Origin of the sequence: Streptomyces sp. NBC_00223 (assembly GCF_036199905.1) — a bacterium.
Taxonomy (GTDB): Bacteria; Actinomycetota; Actinomycetes; order Streptomycetales; family Streptomycetaceae; genus Actinacidiphila.
Map to the genome: position 1 here is coordinate 1,134,077 of NZ_CP108109.1, position 21,153 is coordinate 1,155,229.

Sequence of the window (21,153 nt, forward strand, 5' to 3'; positions counted from 1 at the left end):
ACGGAGATGCTGCGCGAGTTCCTCACGGCGGCCGGCGCCGCCGCCCTGCTGCTGCCGCTGGCCGGCTGCGGTACGAGTTCGGGCGACGGAGGCGGTGGCGGAACCGTCACCGTGCACGTCGGTTACCAGTCCAAGACGATCAACACCGTGACGGCGGGCACCCTGTTGCGCTCCCTCGGCTACTTCGAGGACGAACTGACCGCGCTCGGCAGGCGCGACGGGACCACGTACAAGGTCGACTGGCAGGACTACGCGACCGGCGCGCCGATCACCGCGCAGATGATGGCAGGGAAGATCGACATCGGGTCGATGGGCGACTACCCGCTGCTGATCAACGCGGCCCGCGGCGTGCAGATGCGGCAGCGTACCGAACTGGTCTCGGTGACCGGCTACAACCTGCGCGGCGGCCTCAACATGGTGGTGACCGGGCCCGGTTCGAAGCTCACGGACCTGAGCGAGCTGCGCGGCCGGAAGGTCTCCACGAGCGTCGGCTCTGCGGCCGACGGCACCCTCGTACGGGCCCTGCGCGAGCGCGGGATCGACGCCGACAAGGATCTGCACAAGCTCAACCAGCAGCCGGCGGTGGGTGCTTCGGCCCTCCAGGCGGGCAGCGTCGCCGCGCTGTCGCAATTCGTCGCGTGGCCGGGGCAGTTGGTCTTCCAGGGCCGGGCCGAGGCGCTGTACGACGGCGCCGACCTGGATCTGCCGACCTTCCACGGCGTGACCGTCCGCACGTCCTTCGCCCAGGACCGCCCGACCGTCGTGGACGCCTTCCTGGCCGCGCAGATCAAAGCGACCGGCTATCTGCACGCGCACCCGCTGGAGGCGGCGGAGCAGGTCGCGAAGGCCACCGGGCTGCCGCCGGAGGTGGTCTACCTCTACAACGGCCCCGGCGGCATCGCCACCTTCGACCCGACGCTCAAGCCGCAGCTCCTCGACGCGCTGGAGAAGGACGTGCCGGTGCTGGCCTCGGAGAAACTGGTCGGCGCCGTCGACATCAGCGGCTTCACCGACGACAGCTTCGTGCGCCGGGCGGTCGGCGCGGACTACGACAAGCAACGCGCCGCACTGGCCAACCCGGCGCCGGTCACCGGCACCGACCCGCTGTGCGGCGGCCGGGTCGAGGACCCGGCGACGGCGAGCGAGGTGTGGCCGGCCGGGCAGGAGCGGACCGTGCCGTTCACCACCCCGAGCTGCCTGCTGCGCTACCTCAAGCGCCACCCCGGCCCGGCGGTACGGGCCTCCTATGTGCCGGACGCGCTGACCGGCACCCGCTGGTACGCCGACCACGCGGTGTGGGTGTCGGACCCGGCGGCGGACGCCGGGAGCCGCTTCCAGCCGTTCACCACGCCGGGCAACGCCAGGACCTGGCTGGCCGGGCACCCGGGCGCGCACCGGATCACGTTCGCGCAGGCCGTACAGGGGGCGTCGTGAGCGGGCGGCGGGCGTACCGCTATCTGCTGCGGGCGCTCTCGCTGTCCGCCTTCCTCGGCGCCTGGCAGCTGCTGACCTCCCACCGGGTCCATGTGTGGGTGCACTTCGAGCAGTTGCCGACGGTGGGGCAGGTCGGCCGGGAGTTCGGCCACCGGGTGCACACAGGGGTCTACTGGCAGGACCTCGGCGACAGCCTGTTCCGTATCCTCCTCGGCTTCGGGCTGGCCGCCGTGCTCGGGGTGACGGCGGGCATCGCCATCGGGCGCTCACGGCTCGCGGAGGACCTGCTCGGGCCCGTGGTCGAGCTGATCCGGCCGATTCCGGCCATCGCGCTGGTGCCGGTGGCGATCCTGCTCTTCCCCGGCAACGAGCAGGGCATCGTCTTCATCACCTTCTCCGCGGCCTTCTTCCCCGTGCTGGTCAGCACCCGGCACGCGGTGCGCGCGCTGGCCCCGGTGTGGGAGGAGGCCGTGCTGAGCATGGGCGGCGGACGGCTGCGGGTGCTGGCGCAGGTCGTGCTGCCCGGCGCGCTGCCCGGCATCTTCGGCGGCCTGTCGGTCGGCATCGGGGTGGCGTGGATCTGTGTGATCTCGGCGGAGATGATCTCCGGCGAGTACGGCGTCGGCTACCGAACCTGGCAGGACTACACGGTGGTCGACTATCCGGGGGTGCTCGTCGGCATGCTCACCATCGGGCTGCTGGGCCAACTCACTTCCTCCGCAGTCGAGTTCGCGGGCCGCCGGGCCACCCGCTGGCTGCCGCGCACCGAGTCCGCGGCGGGGCCGTCCCCGGTGCGCCGCCGTACCCGCCCGGCACCGCGCGCGGCGGACCCGGCCCCCGCCCCGCAACCGATCCCCGTACCCCCCGGCAGGTGACCGCGATGACCCTCCACGAACCCCGACGGACCGACGGCGCCCGGCTCACCCTGCGCGACGCGGCCGTCGGCCGCGGCCGTACCCCGGTGCTCGACGGCGTCACGCTCGACGTCGTGCCCGGCGAAGTCCTCACCGTGGTCGGCGCGTCCGGGTGCGGCAAGTCGACGCTGCTGCGCACGCTGGCCGGCCTGCTGCCGCTGCTGGACGGCGAGTTGTACGAGGACGGGCAGCCGGTGACCGGCCCCGGCGGCGGGCGCGCCCTGGTCTTCCAGGAGGACGGGCTGCTGCCGTGGCGCACCGCCCGGGCCAATGTCGAACTGCCGCTCGCCATACGGCGGGTGGGCCGCGCCGAGCGCCGGGCCCGCGCGAGCGAGTGGCTGGCCGGGGTCGGACTGGCGGGCTACGAGGACCGGTTGCCGCACCGGCTCTCCGGCGGGCAGCGGCAGCGCGTACAGCTCGCCCGCGCGCTGGCCGGCGAGCCCCGGGTGCTGCTGATGGACGAGCCGTTCGGCGCGCTGGACGCCCAGACCAGGGCGGGTATGCAGCAGTTGGTGGTCGACGTGCTGCGCTCCTCGCGGGCCACGGTGGTGTTCGTGACGCACGACGTGGACGAGGCGCTCTTCCTCGGCGACCGGGTGGCGCTGCTCGGCGGCGGACCCGCCGTAAGGATCAGCGACGTACCCCGGCCGCGCGACCGCTCCGCGCACGACGCGCCCGCGACCACGGCCCTGCGCCGCGCGCTCCTCGAATCCCTCGGCTCCCCCGGCGCCCGCCCGGACCGGACCCCCGCGACCTGGAAGGCCCCCGTCTGATGTCCACCGACGAGTCCCCCATGGCCGTTCCCGCCCTGGCCGAAGCCGAGGAGTTGCGCTGCGACGTGCTGGTGATCGGCGGCGGCACGGCCGGGACGATGGCCGCGCTCACCGCCGCCGAGCGCGGCGCGTCCGTCCTGCTGCTGGAGAAGGCGCACGTCCGGCACTCGGGCGCGCTCGCGATGGGCATGGACGGCGTCAACAACGCGGTCCTGCCCGGCCGGGCCACCCCCGAGGACTACGTCGCGGAGATCACCCGCGCCAACGACGGCATCGTCAACCAGGCCACCGTCCGGCAGACCGCCACCCGCGGCTTCGCGATGGTGCGGCGGCTGGAGAGCTACGGCGTGAAGTTCGAGAAGGACGAGCACGGCGAGTACGCGGTGCGCAAGGTCCACCGCTCGGGCGAGTACGTGCTGCCGATGCCGGAGGGCAAGGACGTCAAGAAGGTGCTCTACCGGGTGCTGCGGCGGCGCGAGATGCGCGAGCGGATCAGGATCGAGAACCGGGTGATGCCGGTCCGTGTGCTCACCGCCGGCGGCCGGGCGGTCGGCGCGGCGGGCTTCCACACCCGCACCGGGCGGTTCGTGACCGTACGGGCCGGGGCGGTGATCCTGGCGACGGGCGCGGCCGGACGGCTCGGGCTGCCGGCGAGCGGCTATCTGTACGGCACGTACGAGAACCCGACCAACGCCGGGGACGGGCACGCGATGGCCTACCACGCGGGCGCGGAGCTGAGCGGGATCGAGTGCTTCCAGATCAACCCGCTGATCAAGGACTACAACGGGCCCGCGTGCGCCTACGTGGCCAATCCGTTCGGCGGCTACCAGGTCAACCGGCACGGCGAGCGGTTCGTGGACTCCGACTACTGGTCGGGGGCGATGATGAGCGAGTTCGCCGCCGAGGTGGCCTCCGAGCGCGGCCCGGTCTACCTCAAGCTGAGCCATCTGCCCGAGGAGTCGGTCGCCGCGCTGGAGGGCATCCTGCACAGCACCGAGCGGCCCACCCGCGGCACCTTCCACGCCGGACGCGGCCACGACTACCGCACCCACGACGTGGAGATGCACATCTCCGAGATCGGCCTGTGCGGCGGGCACTCGGCGTCGGGGGTGTGGGTGGACGAGCACGCCCGCACCACCGTGCCGGGGCTGTACGCGGCCGGCGACCTGGCCTGCGTGCCGCACAACTACATGATCGGCGCCTTTGTGTACGGGGAGTTGGCGGGCGCGGACGCGGCCGGCCAGGACACGTACGAAGGACCGCTGCCGCAGGACCAGTTGGCCGAGGCGCACGAGCTGGTGTACCGGCCGCTGCGGCATCCGCAGGGGCCGCCGCAGCCGCAGGTCGAGTACAAGCTGCGGCGGTTCGTCAACGACTACGTGGCGCCGCCCAAGAGCGGGGCCCGGCTGTCGCTGGCCGTGGAGTCCTTCGAGCGGATGCGCGGCGAGATCGAGCAGATGGGCGCGCGGACCCCGCACGAGCTGATGCGCTGCGCGGAGGTGTCCTTCATCCGGGACTGCGCGGAGATGGCGGCGCGCTCCTCGCTGGCCCGCACGGAGAGCCGCTGGGGGCTCTACCACGAGCGCACCGACCACCCGCTCCGGGACGACGCGGCCTGGCTGCACCACCTCAACCTCCGTAAGGGGCCGGGGGGTTCGATGGAGTTCCTGACCCGTCCGGTGGCGCCCTACGTGGTGCCGGTCGAGGGCTTCTCGCCCGGTGGCGGCGAGGTACGGGTGATCGGCGAGGTACGGCCGGAGCAGGTCGCCACGGCGGGCCCGCGCGAGATGCCCCCGGTCGACCCGGGCGCGGCGGCCCCGGCGACAACCGTGCCCACTGCCAAGCACACGGGCTCACCGCGGATTCTGACCCTGCTCGAACTGGCCGAGCAGGAGCCGGAGTTGCCCGAGCTGGCACCGTATCTCGCGGACCGGGACCCCGCGGTACGGCGGGCGGCCGTGGACACACTGACCGAGGTCGTCCCCGCGGGTACGGGCCCGGCACTGGCAACGGCGCTGGCCGACGACGACCCCGGGGTACGGGAGGCGGCGGGCGCGGGCCTGCGGGAACTGGTCGAGGTGCTGGAACCGTCCCCGGACCTGGCCGTACGTCTGGAGGCGGCGCTGAAGCTCCCCGACGCGGCGGCGCGGGCCGCGGCGACGGAGGTCCTGCGCGTGCTGCGGCTCGGCGGGGAACCCCTCTTCGCCGCCGTCCTGGGCGACGCGGACCCCCGGGTCAGGATCGAGGCGATCCGCGCGCTGGTCGCGGTGGACGCCGTAACCGCGCTGGCGCCGGCCGCGGCGGACCCCTCCCGCGAGGTGCGGGTCGCTCTCGCGAAGAGCCTGGGCACAGGGGGCGGGCCCGCGGGCCTTCCGCTGCTCGGGCAACTGGCCACGGACGCCGATCCGCTGGTACGCGCGGCCGCCCTGGAGTCGCTGGCCTCGACCGGGTGCCCGGAACCGCTGTCCGCTGTCGCGGTGGCGGCGCTGGGTGATCCGGCGTGGCAGGTACGGAAGGGGGCGGCGGTCGGTCTTTCCGCTGCCGCGGGGGCGGTCGCCGTGCCGGCGCTGCTCGCCGCGGTCGCGGACCCCCACGCCGATGTCCGCAGGGCCGTCGTCGGCTCGCTCGGCCCCCACGCCGCCGAGCCCGCGGTCCGCTCCGCCCTCCGGGCGGCGGGTACGGACCCGGACGCCGACGTCCGCGCCTTCGCCCGCGCGGCGCTCCGCCCGACCCGCGCCTAGCGGCGCGGGCTGTGCTCCCACCCTCCCCCAGAGCTTCGCCTGGGGGTGCCCCCAATGCCGTCAAGTTTGGGGGTTGGGTTGTTGGGGTTGGGGTGTTTGTGGGACAGCGGGGGCAGGGCCCCGCTACGGATATGGGTGTCGAGTCCGGATCCGTGGAGGGGCCCTGCTGTGTCTGAGTCTGTCATTACTCGTTCGGTGGCCGCAGGTGCCGGGTGTTTCGCGCCGGGGCATCTGGGGCCGTTGACGTGGCTGCTGCCGTTCTCCGTGGTCGATGAGGTTTTGGCGCGGACGGGCCGGGTGCAGCGGCGGGTGCGTGATCTGCCGGCCCGGGTGGTGGTCTATCTGCTGGTCGCGCAGGGGTTGTGCGGGTCGGTGTCCCTGGGGGCGGTGTACCGGATGGCGGGTGCCGCGCTCGGTGGCGCGGGGTTGCCGGACCCGACCCGGCAGGGCCTGCACGCGGCGCGGGTGCGGCTGGGGTCGCGTCCGCTGCAGTTGCTGTTGCGCGAGTTGTGCCGTCACCCGGCCGCGGTGCCGCAGCCGTGGCGGGGCCTTGAGGTCTGCGCGGTCGACGGCACGGTCCTGGCCGTCCCGGACAGTGCGGCCACCCGGGCCTGGCTGGGCAAGCACAAGCACCGCTACGGCACGGCGGGCTATCCGCTGGTGCAGGTGATCGCCTTGGTCTACTGCTCCACCCGCACCCTGGCCGATGCGGTCTTCGGCCCGGTCTCAGGCCGGGAGTTCGTTCCGGCCCGGCGGCTGCTGCGCAGCCTGCACACGGGAATGCTGGTCCTGCTCGACGCGGGGTTCGACGCGGCCGGGTTCCTGTCGGATCTGGTCGCCACCGGGGCCGACTTCACGGTGCGGCTGCCCCGCACCGCCCGCCTGCCGGCCCTTCAGCGCTACCCCGACGGCTCATGGCTGACGCTGCGGGCCGGCCGCGAAGTCCGCGCGATCGCCGTCACCGTCCAGGTCACCACCGACCAGGGCACCCGCACCAGCACATGGCTGCTGGCCACCAGCCTGCTCAACTGGCGCACCCATCCCGCCGACGCGATCGCCGCCTGTTACCACGACCGGTGGGAAGTCGAGGAGACGTTCTGCTCGGTCAAGTCCACGATGCTCGGCGGCCGGGTCCTGCACTGCACTACCCCAGCCGGCCTGGCCCAGGAGATCCATGCCCTGCTGATCAGCTACCAGCTCCTGCGCCTGGTCATGGCCCGCGCCGGGACCGCCGCAGGGCTGCCCTGCACCGCGATGGGCTTCGCCCTGGCCCTGCGTGAAACCGTCAACGGCATCACCACCGCCACCGAGATCGACGGTCCCCCAGACGCCCGACTGCTCGGCGCGGTCGGCACCTACCTCCGCGACCACCCACTACCCCCACGCCGCCTGCGGATATACAACCGCCTCGTCAAACGATCCCTGTCCAAATACGCCGCCGGCAAGATCGGCAACGGCAAGAAACGCCAGACCGTCCCCACCGGCACCGCCCACATCACCGCAACCATCAACCACAACAGCCCAAACTCCCACCCCCACCAGCCCAAACGCCAAACTTGACGGCATTGGGGGCACCCCCATCTCGCTTCGCTCGCCCGTGCGAGCAGTCGTTCGTCTGCGGGTCTTCTTGTGGCACCGCGCCACCGTCGGCGGCTCTCCGCCGGAGCCCGGTCTTTTCACCACCACCCCGCGACCGTTCGCCGCCAACCGGGCCGGAGGGGACGGGGAGGAGGTGTCCCCGCAGAAATGCGCACACTCCCGGGCACCAACCTCAAAGAACGTCACATGCGCAGTTCGAGGAGTCACCTCCGGACTGGCCCCGACCCGCCCACAGGTTGCACCCGCAGACGGAAACGCACCCGCACGGGTGGGCGGGCGGGAAAAACGGAACCTACGCCAGGCCGCGTCGCGCCAGCAGAGGCCCCACGCGAGGCCCCCGCCCCCGCAAAGCGGCAAACGCCCCCATCGCCTCCACACTCCCGCCGCGGGACAGCACCTCGCGGCGAAACAACCCGCCCAAATCCCTCCGCATCCCCCCGTTCTCCACGAACCACTCCACCGTGTCCGCGTCCAGCACCTCGCTCCAGATGTACGAGTAGTAGCCCGCGCTGTACCCGCCGCCGAAGACATGCTGGAAGTACGTCGTCCGGTAGCGCGGCGGGATCCCCGGGAGGTCGAGCCCGGCCGCCCGCAGGGCGTCCGCCTCGAAGGCGAGCGGGTCGTCGACCCGCTCGCCGGCCGGCAGCGTGTGCCAGGCCCAGTCGAGCAGCGTCGCGGCCAGGTACTCGACGGTCGCGAAGCCCTGGCCGAAGCGCGCGGCCTCCTCCATCCGGCGGACGACCTCCGCCGGCAGCGGCTCCCCCGTCTCGTGGTGCCGCGCGTAGCGCTCCAGCACCTCGGGCCACAGCGACCACATCTCGTTGACCTGCGAGGGGTACTCGACGAAGTCGCGCGGCACGGCGGTGCCGGAGAAGAAGGGGTAGCGCACGGCGGAGAACAGCCCGTGCAGCGCGTGCCCGAACTCGTGGAAGAGCGTGTCGACCTGACTGAACGTCAGCAGCGCGGGCTCCCCCGGCGCGGGCCGCGGGATGTTGTGGTTGTTGACGACGACCGGCCGCTGCCCGAGCAGGTCCGACTGGGCGACGACCGCGTTCATCCACGCGCCGCCGCGCTTGGTGTCGCGGGCGAAGAAGTCCGCGAGGAAGAGCCCGAGACCGCTGCCGTCGGCGTCGAAGACCTCGAAGACCCGTACGTCGGGGTGGTAGCCGACCAGGTCGGGCCGCTCGGCGAAGCTCAGCCCGTACACCTCGTGGGCGGCGTGGAAGACACCCTCGCGCAGCACCCGGTCCAGCTCGAAGTACGGCCGCAGCTCGGCCTGGTCGATGTCGTAGCGCCGCTTGCGGACCTTCTCCGACCAGTACGCCCAGTCCCACGCCTCGACCGGGCCGCCGGCGAGTTCGGCGAGCGCCTCGGCCTCGCGGCGGGCGTTGGCGACGGCGGGCGGGACCAGCCGGGCCAGCAGGCCGGTGACCGCCTCGGTGCTGCCCGCGGTGTTGTCGGCGACGACATACGCGGCGTGGCTGTCGTACCCGAGCAGGGCCGCGCGTTCGGCGCGCAGGGTGGCGAGGGTGATCGCGAGCGGGCCGTTGGTGTCCTGGGCGCGGTCCAGGGACGCGGCGAGCAGCCGCTCGCGGACGTCCCGGTCCTCAAGGGCGGCGAGTTCCAGCTGGTTGGAGAAGTTCTTCAGGCTGAGCACCCACGCGCCCTCGTGCCCGAGCGCCCGGCCGTTCTCGGCGGCGGCCGCGATCGCGTCGGGCGACAGCCCGGCCAGCTGGGCGGGGTCGTCCAGGACGAGGGCGCCCGCCGTGGTCGCGGCCAGGACGTTCTGGCCGAAGGCAGTGGAGGCGGCGGCGATCTCGGCGTTCAGCTCGCGCAGCCGCTGCCGGCCGTCGCCGGACAGTTCGGCGCCCGCCCGGCGGAAGCGGGTGTGGTAGCGCTCCAGCAGCCGCAGCGACTCGGCGTCCAGGCCGAGGGTGTCGCGGGTCCTGTGGAGCGTGTCGATGCGCGCGAAGAGGTCGGCGTTGAGGTGGATCGCGTCGCTGTGGGCCGCCAGCAGGGCGCTGACCCGCGGCTCGATCTCGCGCAGCGCGGGCGTGAGATGGGCGGACGCCTGGTTGGAGAAGGCCGCCCGGACCCGATCCAGCAGGGCTCCGGAGCGCTCCAGCGTCTCCAGGGTGTTGGCGAAGGTGGGCGGCTCGGGGTCCGCGGCGACGGCCTCGACCTCCGCCAGGTGTTCGGCGAGGCCGCGTTCGAAGGCGGGCAGATAGTGCTCGTCGCGGATGTCCGCGAACGGCGGCAGTCCGTACGGCAGGGTGCTCGGGCTGAGGAACGGGTTCGTCACCGTGCCGACCCTACGCCGGGCGCGGCCGCGCGAGCAGGGGAAGCACGGACCCGCGCGCGGGCCCGGAGAACGCCCGCCCGGGTCGGTGACCGGGGCGGGCGTCGGGCCCTTCGGGGATCAGCCGCCGCTCTTGCGGCGGAACTCACGGGGTCCGCCGGCGCGGCCGTGGGCGCCGTGGATCTTGGAATGGTCGGGTCCGGTGCCGGCGGCGCCCGCGCCGCCGCGGACCCCCTGCTTACGGGCCAGGGCCTCGCGGAACTTCCGCTTCACCTCGTCCTCGTCCGGCTCCTGCGCCTCGGGCGCCGTCTCGGGGTCGTCGGCCGCGGCCGGGTCCTGCGGGGTTGCGTCGGCGGCCACGGTGGCCTCGTGCTCTTGGTCGGTCATGCCCCAAGAGTCCCATGCCGCGCGACCTGCGCCCACCCGATATCGCCTCCGTGGACCGCGCGTGTACGGTTCCGGTCACGACCTCGGAGGAGGACCCGAACCATGACCTGGCTGTTGTACGGCGCCACGGGCTACACCGGCCGCCTGATCGCCCGCCGCGCCACCACCCAGGGCCTGCGTCCGGTGCTGGCCGGCCGCAACGCCGCCAAGCTGGTCCCGCTGGCCGCCGAACTCGGCCTGGAGCACCGGGTGTTCGGCCTGGACGACCCGACCGCGGTCCGCCGCGGCCTCAAGGGCGTGGACGCGGTCGCGCACTGCGCGGGCCCCTTCGCCCGTACCGCGCTGCCGATGGCGACGGCGTGCGTGGAGACCGCGACGCCGTACGCGGACATCACCGGGGAAATCGATGTCTTCGAGTCGCTGTACGCGCTCGGCGGCCGGGCGAAATCCGCCGGGATCACCCTGCTGCCGGGCGCGGGCTTCGACGTGGTGCCCACCGACTGCGTGGCCGCGCTGCTGGCCGACCGGCTGCCGGACGCCACCCAGCTCGACCTGGCGTTCCTCACCAGCGGCGGCCCCAGCCCCGGCACCGCGCGGACCGCGCTGGCGGGCATGCGCGACGGCGGCCGGATCCGTTCCGGCGGGGAGATCCGTACGGTGCCGATCGGCTCGCGGCGGGTGCGGGCGGCCTTTCCCTCCGGGGCGCGCACGGTGGTCTCGGTGCCGTGGGGCGATGTCAGCACCGCCTACCACTCGACGGGCATCCCGGACATCACCACGTACACCGTGCTGCCCGCGCCCGTGCTGGCCGCGTCCCGGGCGCTGCGGCTCGGCCCGCTGAGCGGGGTGGCGGCGGGCGCGGTGGGCCGGCTGGTGCGCGGGCCGGGCGAGCGCCGGCTGAACTCGTCGCGCTGCGAGGTGTGGGGGCGGGCCCGCGACGCGGCGGGCAACACGGTCACGGCGACGCTGACCGGCCCCAACCCGTACAGCCTGACGGCCGATTCGGTGCTGCGGATCATGTCCCGGCTGCCGGGGCTCGAACCCGGTTTCCAGACCCCCTCGCTGGCCATGGGCGCGGACTTCGCGGCAGGCCTGGACGGCGTGACCGTCACGATGGACGCACTGTGGTGAACGTCGAAGGGCCCGCCGCGCTCCGGCTGCGCGCGGCGCGCCCGCAGGAGGCCGCGGCGCTCACCGCGCTGGCCCTGCGCTCGAAGGCGTACTGGGGCTACGACGAGGACTTCATGGCCGCCTGCCGCGGCGAACTCACCCTCCACGAGGAGACGGTCGCCGCCCACCGGACGACCGTCGCCGAGGAGGCCGACGGCGGCCGGGTGCTGGGCTTCGTCACGCTGGAGGGCGAGCCGCCGCTCGGCGCGGTCGGCATGCTCTTCGTCTCCCCCGACGCGATGGGCCGCGGCGCGGGCCGGCTGCTGTACGGGCACGCCGTCCGTACCGCCGCCGGCCTCGGCTTCACCCGGCTGACGATCGACGCCGACCCCAACGCCGAGCCCTTCTACCGGGCCATGGGCGCGGTCACGGTCTCCCGCGTCCCGTCGGGGTCGATCCCCGGCCGCACCCTGCCGCTGATGTCCGTGGACGTCCCCGCCCCCGCCTGAGCGGCCGGCGGGGACCGGGAGGCGGGCGTCAGCGCTTGCGGCCGATGCCTCCGTACACGCCGACCCGGCTCAGCTCCGCGGGGCCGGGTGTCGCGCCCTCGGGGCGCCACAGCGGGACCTGGACCAGGCCGGGGTCGACCAGGTCGAAGCCGTCGAAGAGGGCCAGCACCTCGGCGTGGGTGCGGGCGGTGAGCGCGGCGGTGGCCTTCTTGTAGACCGACAGCACATCGTCCACGGTGTCCTCGTGGAAGTCACCGGTGGCGTGCGAGAGCACCAGGTAACTGCCCTCCGGCAGCGCGTCGCGCAAGGTGGCGAGCATGCCCGCCGGGTCCTCCTCGTCGGTCACGAAGTGCAGCACCGACACCAGCATCAGGGCGACCGGCTCGTTGAAGTCGATCAGTTCGCTGATGGTGGGGTGGTCCAGGATCGTGCGCGGCTCGCGCATGTCGGCGAGGAAGAAGCCGGTGTTGCCGGTGTTGGTCAGCCGCGCCCCGGCGTGGGTGGCCACGATCGGGTCGTTGTCGATATAGGCGATGCGTACGTCGGGCGAGATCGCGTGGGCGATCTCATGGGTGTTCGGCGAGGTGGGGATGCCCGTGCCGATGTCGATGATCTGCCGGATCCCGTTCTCGGCGAGGAAGCCGACGGCCCGCTGGAGGAAGGCGCGGTTGGCGCGGGCACCGTGCACGACGTCGGGCACCACGTCCAGCACCCGCTGGGCCGCCTCCCGGTCCACCTCGTAGTTGTCTCTGCCACCGAGGAAGTAGTCGTACATCCGGGCCGGGTGCGGCCGGCTGGTGTCTATCTCGTCGACGGTGAATCCCTGGTCGGTCACGCCGTCCTCCGCTTCATTGGTACGTGGTGCAGGTTCGTTTCCGGCGGTGTCATTCGGGGCGTGCTCATCCGAGGAGGAAATCCGCGTCGCCGGCCTTGGCGCCCTGGATGAACGTGGTGATCTCGTGATGGGTGTAAATCAGCGCCGGCCCGTGCGGGTCGGTGGACTGCCGAAGCGCCACCCGGCCGTCGTTGAGCTTCTTCGCCTCGACACAGGAGCCCCCGTTGCCGCCGCTCCACGGCTTCCGCCAGCCGTCCGCGCCGAGTTCGATGGCGGGCATTCCGTTGTAGATACGGTCGATTCCGTCGTAAACGGTGTCGTACAGGTCTTCGTACGCGTATACGCCGCTGTATATGTCGTCGTTGGTGATGCGATCCATGGTTCAGATCTCCTTGCGCATGCCATCGAGGATGGCTTTCGTGCTGTGTGCGGGCGCTGCCTGTGCGCACATCCGGTCGAGGGCTTCCAGGAACGTCGACACGTCGTCACGGTCGTCGAAATAGGCACCGCCCACCAGGCTTTCGGTGTAGGCGATGTCCGGGATCTCCTGGAGCTGGAACCGGAAGATATGAAAGGGGCCGTACATCGCCGGGTGCGGTCCGGCCGCGAACGGGATCACCTGGAGCCGTACGTTGGGCCGCTCGGTGGCCTCGATCAGCGCGGTGAACTGGTCGCGCATCACCTTGCGGCCGCCGATCGGCCGGCGCAGCACCGTCTCGTCCATGACGACCCACAGCAGGGGCGCGCCCTCGCGGCTGAGCAGCGCCTGGCGTTCGATACGCACGGTGACGAGTCGCTCGATCTCGTCGGCGGGCGCGTGCGGCAGTCCGGCGCGCAGGACCGCGCGCGCGTACGTCGGGATCTGCAGCAGGCCGGGGACGTAGTGCGGCTCGTAGGCGCGGATGACCGACGCCTCGCCCTCAAGGCTCACGAAGGCGCTGAACCACTCGGGCAGCACATCGCGGAAGCTGTGCCACCAGCCCGGGCGGTTGGCCTCGCGGGCGAGCGACAGAAAGCCGCCGATCTCCTCGGGCGCGGTGATGCCGTACGTGACCAAAAGCTTCTCGACATAAGGGATTTTCAGCCCGACTTCGGCCTTTTCCATCCGCCGAATGGTGGCGTGCGTCACATCGAGTGCGCGCCCGGCCTGTTCAAAGCTGAGCCCCGCCTTCTCCCGGAGGTCCTGAAGACGCTTGCCGAGCACCATGCGCAGGACGGTCGGAGCACCACCCGGGCGGGGGTCCATCACGTGCCTCATCCTCCAACTCGCTTGGCTCACAAGCAGTGTGTCATGACGTCAGCGCGTTCAACAGCATGTCTTGTCGATTCTGCAAATTACAGAACGGACCTTGCCATGTGTCCGGGGCGAGCCTCATAGTTACGGAGTGGTTCCTTCAGCTGACGCCCTCCGGCACGAGTGCCGGGACGGCGTCGGACACCCCGGCCGCCGTGATGTCTTCCGGCTGCCCGCGCTGAGCGCGTCCGTGGCGGACGCCCGCGGGCGAATACGGGCACGCCTGCTCGAGTGGGACGCGGACGACGAACTCCGCGACGACGCCGGTCTGGTGATCACCGAACTGTTCACCAACGCGGTCCGGCACACCGACAGCGCCAGGATCACCTGCGCACTGCACGACACCGGCACGGTCGTACGGCTCGAAGTGACCGATCAGGGCCGGGGAACGGGGGTTCCCGTGCCGTGCGACGCCGAGGCAGACGAGGAGGGCGGGCGCGGACTGCTCCTGGTGAGCGTGCTCTCGCTGGCCTGGGGGTCCGACCCGGCGGAGGACGGTACGGGACGCGTGGTGTGGGCGGAACTGGCCCGTACGACCGCGCGCGCACCGGCCCGTTCGGCGGCCCGAACGCCGGCCCCCCGTACGGCCGGCACACCGCGTACGGCAGACGCGGTGCCCGCGCCCCGCCCCACACCCCGCTGACGCCGGCGCCCCGAGCGCCCGGCCCGCGGCCTCACCTCAGCGGCAGCAGATCCGGCCGCTTGGCCTCCACATGGTCGCCCGAGGACTCCCCGCGCAGCCGCCGCCCGATCCACGGCACCAGATACTCGCGCGCCCAGTGGATGTTGTCCCGCCGCACCTGCGACGGCAGCCGCTGCGACTGCGGCGGCCACGGCTGGTCGGGGTCGGCCGGCACGTCGAGGCCGAGCACCTGCGCGGCGCGCAGCGCGACCCGGGTGTGCCCCTCGGGCGACAGATGCAGCCGGTCCTCGCTCCAGGCCCGCCGGTCCTGCACCGAGCGCAGCGACCACAGGTCGAGCACCGGGCAGTCGTAGCGGTCGGCGATGGACCGCACATGGGCGGTGTAGGTGGCGATCTTGCCGCGCAGATGACGCAGCACGGGCACGTCGCGGGTGTCGAAGCCGGTGCAGACCAGGACCGTGCCGACCGCGGAGCTGAGGTCGGCGACGGCGGCCTCGAAGCGCTCGGCGATGGCGTCCGGGTCGCCGCCCGGCCGCAGGATGTCGTTGCCGCCCGCGCAGAAGCTCACCAGGTCCGGGGCGAGTTCCCGGGCCCTGGGCACCTGTTCGGCCACGATCTGGTCGAGCAGCCTGCCGCGCACCGCGAGGTTGGCGTAACGGAAGTCGCCGGGCGGCCCGTGGACCGCCCGCCGGTCGGAGAGGAGTACGGCGAGCCGGTCGGCCCAGCCGGCGAACGTACCGTCGGGTCCCGGGTCGCCCACGCCCTCGGTGAAGCTGTCCCCCACCGCGGTGTACGACCCGATCGCGTCCTTGTCTTGCCTGGCGTCTCTCTGCGAATCGTCAGCCACGTCGCACCATCCTGCTCCTCGGTCCGCGACCTACGCGACCGTAGGAACGCCCGGAGGGCACGTGATTCATCCCACCGGGCCGGACCCGTCGTATGTACGCCGCCGGACGCGCGGTCGCCTGCCACCCCTGACCCCGTTCCGTCCGGTGCGCCGGCCCCCCGCTGCCGTATCGTCGTCGGCGGACGACCGAAGAGGCAGTGGCGAGCGAATCGGCGATGAACGAAGGAGCGCAGGTGACGCAGGAAGTGCGGCAGTCGGCCCCGAGCGGGTCCGGGCCGGAGCCCGAGCTGACAGGTGTGCGCAATTTCCGTGACGTCGGGGGGCTGCCGGCCACCGACGGCCGCCGGGTGCGGCCGGGGGTGCTCTTCCGCAGCGGCCATCTCGCGCACGCCACCGAGCAGGACGCGGCCTTCCTCGCGGGGCTCGGTCTGCGTACGGTCTTCGACCTGCGCAACAGCGACGACATCCGGCTGGAGGGCCGCGACACCGACCTGCCGGGCACCGAGAACGTCAATCTGCCGCTCAGCGACCCCGCGCACAACAACGACGACACCTTCTGGGACACCGTGCGCAACGGCGACGTGGCTGCGCTGGACGCCCTGCTGGGCGAGGGCAGGGGCGAGGCGCGGATGGCCGACTCCTACCGCCGGCTGGTCCTGGAGCGCACCGGCGAGCACGGCCGGATGATGGCCCTGCTCAGCGCGCCCGAGGACCCGGCCGTCCCCGCGCTGCTGCACTGCTCGGCGGGCAAGGACCGGGCGGGCGTGTCGATCGCGGTCATCCTGCTGGCCCTGGGCGTCGAGCGGTCCGCGATCGAGGCGGACTACCTGGAGAGCAACGCCCGGCACCGCCGCTACAAGGTCGTCCGCGGCGACGGCAGCACGGGGACGGCCATCAGCCCCGCCGTACGCGAACTGCTCGACCCGCTCTTCGGCGCGCGGACCGCCTATCTGCGGGCGGCCTTCGACACGATCGAGGAGCGATGGGGCTCGGTGGACCGCTATCTGACGGAGGGCCTGGGCCTCACCCCGGAGGGCCGCGACCGCCTGCGCGACCGGTTCCTCACGGGCTGAGGCCCACAGGCCCCGGGCCCTCTCGGCCCGGGGCCGTCCGCTACCGCTGGGCGACCGCCTGCTTGACCAGGGTGCGGCCGAAGTCCCACATCAGGCCGCCCCCGCCGTGGGCGTCGTCCATCACCTCGGTGAAGGCCGCGACGAACCGGTCGACGTCCGCCTCGTCGACGACCAGCGGCGGGATCAGCTTGATGACCTCCAGGTGGTCGCCGGAGACCTGGGTGAGGATGCGGTGCCGCTGGAGCAGCGGCACCACCACCATCTGCGCGAACAGCCCCTTGCGCGCGGCCTGGAGCATCGTCCAGCGGCTGCGCAGGCCCAGCGACTTGGGGCGGCCGAACTCGATGCCGATCATCAGCCCCCGGCCGCGCACCTCCTTGAGGAGTTCGTAGCGGTCGGTGAGGGCGGCCAGCCGGGTGCGCAGCAGGTCGCCCATGCGGCGGGAGTTGGCGACGATCTGCTCGTCGTCCATCACCGACAAGGTGGCGAGACCCGCGGCCATGGCCTGCGCGTTGGACCCGAAGCTCGCGGAGTGCACGAGCACGCGGTCCATCGAGGAGTAGACCTTCTTGAAGATCCAGTCCTTGCCGAGGGTCGCGCCCACGGGCACATAGCCGCCGGACAGCGCCTTGGCGACGCAGACCAGGTCGGGTTCGACGCCCTCCTCGTGCTGGTAGGCGTAGAAGTCGCCGGTGCGGCCGAGGCCGGTCTGCACCTCGTCGGCGATGAGCAGCGCCTTGTGCCGGTGCAGCAGCTCCTGGGCGGCGCGCAGATACCCGGGCGGGGTGGCGTACACGCCCTTGCCCTGGATCGGTTCGACGATCAGCGCCGCCACGTCGCCGCGCTTCAGCTCCCGGGCCAGCGCGTCGAGGTCGCCCATCTCGACGGCGGTGTCGGGCAGCAGGGGGGCGAAGCCGTCGCGGAAGCCGCCCTCGCCGTTGACCGAGAGCGAGCCGGTGGTCAGGCCGTGGAAGGCGTGGGTGCAGTACAGCACGCGCGGCCTGCCGGTGGCGTAGCGGGCGAACTTGAGCGCGGTCTCGACCGCCTCGGTGCCGCTGTTGCCGAAGAACACCCGGTCCAGGTGCGGCGAGTACGTGAGCAGCTTCTCGGCGAGCAGGCCGGGCAGCGGCTGGCAGTCGAAGCGGGTCAGATCGGCGAGCCCGGCGTCGAGCACGTCGTGCAGCGTCTTGCGGACCACGGGGTGGTGACGGCCCAGGCCCATGACGCCGAACCCGGCGAGCATGTCGAGGTAGTCGTTGCCCTCGGCGTCCCAGAAGTGGGCGCCCTCGGCCCGCTCGTAGACCTTGTCGAAGCCGATGGTGTGCAGCATGCGCGGCAGTTGGTGGTTGAGGTGCTTGGTGTGCAGGTCGTAGCGCTCACCACCGCGTTCGGCGAGCAGCGTCGCCAGATCGAAGCCCTTGGGCTGCCCGGCGGGCCTGCCGACGTCCACGGGGCCGCCGGGGGCCGGCAGCGTACCGGCCGGCTCTGACGATGTCATCGCTCACCTGCTCCTTGCGTGCGTGTGCTTACCGAAATGTGCGCGGGTCCGGCCGGGGCGGGGACGGTGGGATCGTCACCCGCGTCGTGGCCTCCCTTGCCGGGGACCGCGCCCGTGTCCTGGGCGCCGTCCGTGTCCTGGGCCCCGCGCGCGGCGATACGGGTCAGCGCGGCGCCGATCCGGCCCGCGATCTCGGCCGGGGTCAGCCCGATGTCGGCCAGCACCTCGGCGCGCTTGGCGTGCGGGAGGAACTGCTGCGGGATGCCGAAGTCCCGCAGCGGCACGTCCACGCCGGCGTCCCGCAGCGCCTGCGCGACGGCCGAACCGACGCCGCCGGCCCGGCCGTTGTCCTCGACCACGGCCACCAGGCGGTGGCCGGCCGCCAGCGCGGGCAGCTCCGGGTCGACCGGCTTGACCCAGCGCGGGTCGACCACGGTGACACCGATGCCGCGCCCGGCGAGCAGTTCGGCGACCGTCAGACAGGTGCCGCCGAGCGCGCCGACCGACACCAGCAGCACATCCGGCCGCGCGTCCTCCGCGGGCCGGTGCAGGACGTCCATGCCGCCGATCCGGCCGATCGCGGGCAGCGCCTCGCCCGCGGTCTCCTTGGGGAAGCGGATGACGGTCGGCGCGTCCTCGACGGCGACGGCCTCGCGCAGCTGGGCCCGCAGCTGGTCGGCGTCTCGGGGGGCGGCGATCCGCAGGCCGGGGACGACCTGGAGGATCGACATGTCCCACATGCCGTTGTGCGAGGCGCCGTCCACGCCCGTCACCCCGGCCCGGTCGAGCACGAAGGTGACCCCGCACTTGTGCAGGGCCACGTCCATCAGCACCTGGTCGAAGGCCCGGTTGAGGAAGGTCGCGTAGACCGCGACCACCGGGTGCAGCCCGCCCGTGGCGAGTCCCGCGGCCGAGGTCGCCGCGTGCTGCTCGGCGATGCCGACGTCGAAGACCCGGTGCGGATACGCCTTCGCGAAGGCTTCGAGACCGACCGGCTGGAGCATGGCGGCGGTGATGGCCACCACGTCCGGGCGCTCGTCGCCGATCCGGACCATCTCCTTGCCGAACACCGAGGTCCACGAGGCACCCCCGGAGGGCGCCAGCGGGCGGCCGGTCAGCGGGTCGATCGCGCCCACGGTGTGGAAGCGGTCGGCCTCGTCCTGCTCGGCGGCCGGGTAGCCGCGGCCCTTCTCGGTGAGGCAGTGCACCAGCACGGGGCCGTGGAAACGGCGGGCCCTGCGCAGCGCGGACTCCACGGCGGCGATGTCGTGGCCGTCGATCGGGCCGACGTACTTCAGGCCCAGGTCCTCGAACATGCCCTGCGGCGCGAAGGCGTCCTTGAAGCCCTTCTTGGCGCCGTGCAGGGACTCGTAGAGCGGCTGGCCGATGACGGGGGTCTGCTGGAGGAGCTGCTTGCCCCAGGACAGGAAGCGTTCGTAGCCGTCGGTGGTGCGCAGGGTGGCGAGGTGGTTGGCGAGGCCGCCGATGGTCGGCGCGTAGGAGCGCTCGTTGTCGTTGACCACGATGATCAGGGGGCGGTCCTTGGCGGCCGCGATGTTGTTCAGCGCCTCCCAGGCCATCCCGCCGGTCAGCGCGCCGTCACCGATGACCGCGACGACATGGTCGGGGCGGCCGTGCACCTCGTTGGCCTTGGCCAGGCCGTCGGCCCAGCCCAGCACGGTGGAGGCGTGGCTGTTCTCGATCACGTCGTGCTCGGACTCGGCCCGCGAGGGGTAGCCGGACAGCCCGCCCTTGCTGCGGAGCTTGGAGAAGTCCTGGCGGCCGGTGAGCAGCTTGTGGACGTAGGACTGGTGGCCGGTGTCCCACAGAATGCGGTCGGCGGGTGAGTCGAAGACGCGGTGCAGCGCGATCGTCAGCTCCACCACGCCCAGGTTCGGTCCCAGATGGCCGCCGGTCCTGGCCACGGCCTGGACGAGGAAGTGGCGGACGTCGGCGGCGAGTTCGTCGAGCCGGCCCTCGGGCAGAGCCTTCAGGTCGCGCGGGCTTCGGATGGTCTCCAGCATCGACATGTATGGACCTCGTTCCCCCTGCCGGGATTGCTGAGCTCGGCCGGCCGTTCCCCGGCCGGCCGCGGTGCGCGTACGAGCCACCGACGCGGCGGCGCGGGGCCGTCGGCGCGGGTGGCTCGTACGCGGTCATCGGAAGGTCACTTCACGCGGTTGGACGCGACGGTCTCCCGGGCGGCGCGGATGGACTCCTTGAGGGACCCCATGGTGGCCAGGACGGCGGTGGGCTCGTAGCCGCAGTGCGCCATGCAGTTGTCGCAGCGCTCGTCCCTGCCGCGGCCGTACTTGTCCCAGTCGGTCTCGTCGATCAGCTTCTTGTACGTGGCCACATAGCCGTCGGCCATCAGGTAGCAGGGGCGCTGCCAGCCGAACAGCGAGTAGTTGGGGATCGCCCAGGCGGTGCAGGGGAAGTCCGCCTTGCCTTCGAGGAAGTCCAGGAAGAGCGGGCTGTGGTTGAGGCGCCACCGCCGCCGGTTGCCGTCGCCGAAGGCCTTCTTGAACAGCTCGCGGGTCTGCTCGACGCCCAGGAAGTGGTCCTGGTCGGGTGCCTTCTCGTAGGCGTAGGCGGGCGAGAGCATCATCTCGTCGACCTGGAGATCGTCATTGAGGTAGTTCAGGACCTCGACGATCGTCTGCGGGGTGTCGGTGTTGAAGAAAGTGGAGTTGGTGGTCACCCGGAAACCGCGGCGCTTGGCCTCCTTGATCGCCTCGACCGCCTCGTCGAAGACACCTTCCTTCGCCACGGATTCGTCGTGGCGTTCCCGCATGCCGTCGATATGAACGGTAAACGCGAAGTAAGGAGACGGTGTGAATTTCTCGATCTTCTTGCGGAGCAGCATGGCATTGGTGCAGAGGAAGACATACTTCTTGCGCGCCACCAGCTGCCGTACGATCTCGTCGATCTGCGGGTGCATCAGCGGCTCGCCACCCGCGATGGAGACCATCGGCGCGCCCGACTCCAGCACCGCCCCGACGGCCTGTGCCACCGGCATGCGCTGCTTCAGCACTCCCGCCGGGTGCTGGATCTTGCCACAGCCCTCACAGGCGAGGTTGCACGCGAAGAGCGGTTCGAGTTCCACGATCAGCGGGAACTTTTCGCGGCGCCTGACCATTTTCTGTTCGAAGAGGTACGACGCGACACGGATGGTCTGACGGAGCGGCATAGCCATC

18 protein-coding genes are annotated in these 21,153 nt (G+C 72.3%); 9 read left to right on the forward strand and 9 right to left on the reverse strand.

Features of this window, described 5'->3' with window-relative positions:
• Positions 1 to 6: 6 nt before the first annotated feature.
• The 5 genes from OHA30_RS04705 to OHA30_RS04725 all read left to right on the forward strand — a co-directional run bounded on the left by OHA30_RS04705 (position 7) and on the right by OHA30_RS04725 (position 7,422).
• Entirely contained in the window at positions 7 to 1,434 is a 1,428-nt protein-coding gene (locus OHA30_RS04705) for an ABC transporter substrate-binding protein (protein WP_328912526.1), read from the forward strand.
• Positions 1,431 to 2,309: an ABC transporter permease gene (locus OHA30_RS04710; protein ID WP_328912527.1), complete on the forward strand. Its 879-nt coding sequence runs from the start codon at positions 1,431 to 1,433 to the stop codon at positions 2,307 to 2,309. The genes OHA30_RS04705 and OHA30_RS04710 overlap by 4 nt, the downstream gene beginning before the upstream one ends.
• Positions 2,310 to 2,314: 5 nt before the next feature.
• Complete coding sequence (locus tag OHA30_RS04715) at positions 2,315 to 3,121, forward strand: ABC transporter ATP-binding protein (RefSeq protein ID WP_328912528.1); 807 nt, start codon at positions 2,315 to 2,317, stop codon at positions 3,119 to 3,121.
• Positions 3,121 to 5,862: a fumarate reductase/succinate dehydrogenase flavoprotein subunit gene (locus tag OHA30_RS04720; protein ID WP_328912529.1), complete on the forward strand. Its 2,742-nt coding sequence runs from the start codon at positions 3,121 to 3,123 to the stop codon at positions 5,860 to 5,862. The genes OHA30_RS04715 and OHA30_RS04720 overlap by 1 nt, the downstream gene beginning before the upstream one ends.
• A gap of 168 nt (positions 5,863 to 6,030) precedes the next feature.
• Positions 6,031 to 7,422: an IS4 family transposase gene (locus OHA30_RS04725; protein ID WP_328912530.1), complete on the forward strand. Its 1,392-nt coding sequence runs from the start codon at positions 6,031 to 6,033 to the stop codon at positions 7,420 to 7,422.
• A 331-nt stretch (positions 7,423 to 7,753) separates the two neighbouring features.
• Here the strand turns inward: OHA30_RS04725 and OHA30_RS04730 are convergent, their stop codons facing one another.
• Both OHA30_RS04730 and OHA30_RS04735 read right to left on the reverse strand, forming a co-directional pair.
• Entirely contained in the window at positions 7,754 to 9,763 is a 2,010-nt protein-coding gene (locus OHA30_RS04730) for a M3 family metallopeptidase (protein WP_328912531.1), read from the reverse strand.
• Between the two features lie 117 nt (positions 9,764 to 9,880).
• Positions 9,881 to 10,147 carry a DUF5302 domain-containing protein gene (locus tag OHA30_RS04735; protein WP_328912532.1) on the reverse strand — a complete coding sequence of 89 codons (267 nt, stop codon included), beginning with the start codon at positions 10,145 to 10,147 and terminating at the stop codon, positions 9,881 to 9,883.
• A 102-nt stretch (positions 10,148 to 10,249) separates the two neighbouring features.
• Here OHA30_RS04735 and OHA30_RS04740 point away from each other — a divergent pair, with 102 nt between their 5' ends.
• Positions 10,250 to 11,278, forward strand: a complete 1,029-nt coding sequence (locus OHA30_RS04740; RefSeq protein WP_328912533.1) for a saccharopine dehydrogenase family protein — start codon at positions 10,250 to 10,252, stop codon at positions 11,276 to 11,278.
• A complete protein-coding gene (locus OHA30_RS04745) occupies positions 11,275 to 11,766 on the forward strand; it encodes a GNAT family N-acetyltransferase (RefSeq protein WP_328912534.1) in 492 nt (163 codons plus the stop codon). The genes OHA30_RS04740 and OHA30_RS04745 overlap by 4 nt, the downstream gene beginning before the upstream one ends.
• 28 nt (positions 11,767 to 11,794) lie before the next feature.
• Here OHA30_RS04745 and OHA30_RS04750 read toward each other — a convergent pair whose 3' ends face one another.
• The 3 genes from OHA30_RS04750 to OHA30_RS04760 all read right to left on the reverse strand — a co-directional run bounded on the left by OHA30_RS04750 (position 11,795) and on the right by OHA30_RS04760 (position 13,808).
• The gene (locus tag OHA30_RS04750; protein WP_328912535.1) at positions 11,795 to 12,601 is read right to left on the reverse strand and encodes an SAM-dependent methyltransferase; all 807 of its coding nucleotides are present in this window, start codon (positions 12,599 to 12,601) and stop codon (positions 11,795 to 11,797) included.
• A 64-nt stretch (positions 12,602 to 12,665) separates the two neighbouring features.
• Complete coding sequence (locus tag OHA30_RS04755) at positions 12,666 to 12,881, reverse strand: DUF397 domain-containing protein (RefSeq protein ID WP_328917721.1); 216 nt, start codon at positions 12,879 to 12,881, stop codon at positions 12,666 to 12,668.
• Between the two features lie 102 nt (positions 12,882 to 12,983).
• Complete coding sequence (locus OHA30_RS04760; RefSeq protein ID WP_328917722.1) at positions 12,984 to 13,808, reverse strand: helix-turn-helix domain-containing protein; 825 nt, start codon at positions 13,806 to 13,808, stop codon at positions 12,984 to 12,986.
• Between the two features lie 178 nt (positions 13,809 to 13,986).
• Between OHA30_RS04760 and OHA30_RS04765 the strand changes: the two genes are divergently transcribed.
• Entirely contained in the window at positions 13,987 to 14,538 is a 552-nt protein-coding gene (locus OHA30_RS04765) for an ATP-binding protein (protein WP_328912536.1), read from the forward strand.
• Positions 14,539 to 14,569: 31 nt separating this feature from the next.
• Here OHA30_RS04765 and OHA30_RS04770 read toward each other — a convergent pair whose 3' ends face one another.
• Positions 14,570 to 15,385 (reverse strand): SGNH/GDSL hydrolase family protein, encoded by an 816-nt coding sequence (locus tag OHA30_RS04770; protein ID WP_328912537.1) that lies wholly within the window; start codon positions 15,383 to 15,385, stop codon positions 14,570 to 14,572.
• 245 nt (positions 15,386 to 15,630) lie between these two features.
• Here OHA30_RS04770 and OHA30_RS04775 point away from each other — a divergent pair, with 245 nt between their 5' ends.
• A complete protein-coding gene (locus OHA30_RS04775; RefSeq protein WP_405786155.1) occupies positions 15,631 to 16,458 on the forward strand; it encodes a tyrosine-protein phosphatase in 828 nt (275 codons plus the stop codon).
• Positions 16,459 to 16,498: 40 nt separating this feature from the next.
• Here OHA30_RS04775 and OHA30_RS04780 read toward each other — a convergent pair whose 3' ends face one another.
• The 3 genes from OHA30_RS04780 to hpnH all read right to left on the reverse strand — a co-directional run bounded on the left by OHA30_RS04780 (position 16,499) and on the right by hpnH (position 21,152).
• Positions 16,499 to 17,956: an aspartate aminotransferase family protein gene (locus OHA30_RS04780; protein ID WP_328912539.1), complete on the reverse strand. Its 1,458-nt coding sequence runs from the start codon at positions 17,954 to 17,956 to the stop codon at positions 16,499 to 16,501.
• Positions 17,953 to 19,986: a 1-deoxy-D-xylulose-5-phosphate synthase gene (gene dxs, locus OHA30_RS04785; RefSeq protein ID WP_328912540.1), complete on the reverse strand. Its 2,034-nt coding sequence runs from the start codon at positions 19,984 to 19,986 to the stop codon at positions 17,953 to 17,955. Before dxs ends, OHA30_RS04780 begins: the two co-directional genes overlap by 4 nt.
• Positions 19,987 to 20,123: 137 nt before the next feature.
• A complete protein-coding gene (gene hpnH, locus OHA30_RS04790) occupies positions 20,124 to 21,152 on the reverse strand; it encodes an adenosyl-hopene transferase HpnH (RefSeq protein ID WP_328912541.1) in 1,029 nt (342 codons plus the stop codon).
• Position 21,153: the final 1 nt, after the last annotated feature.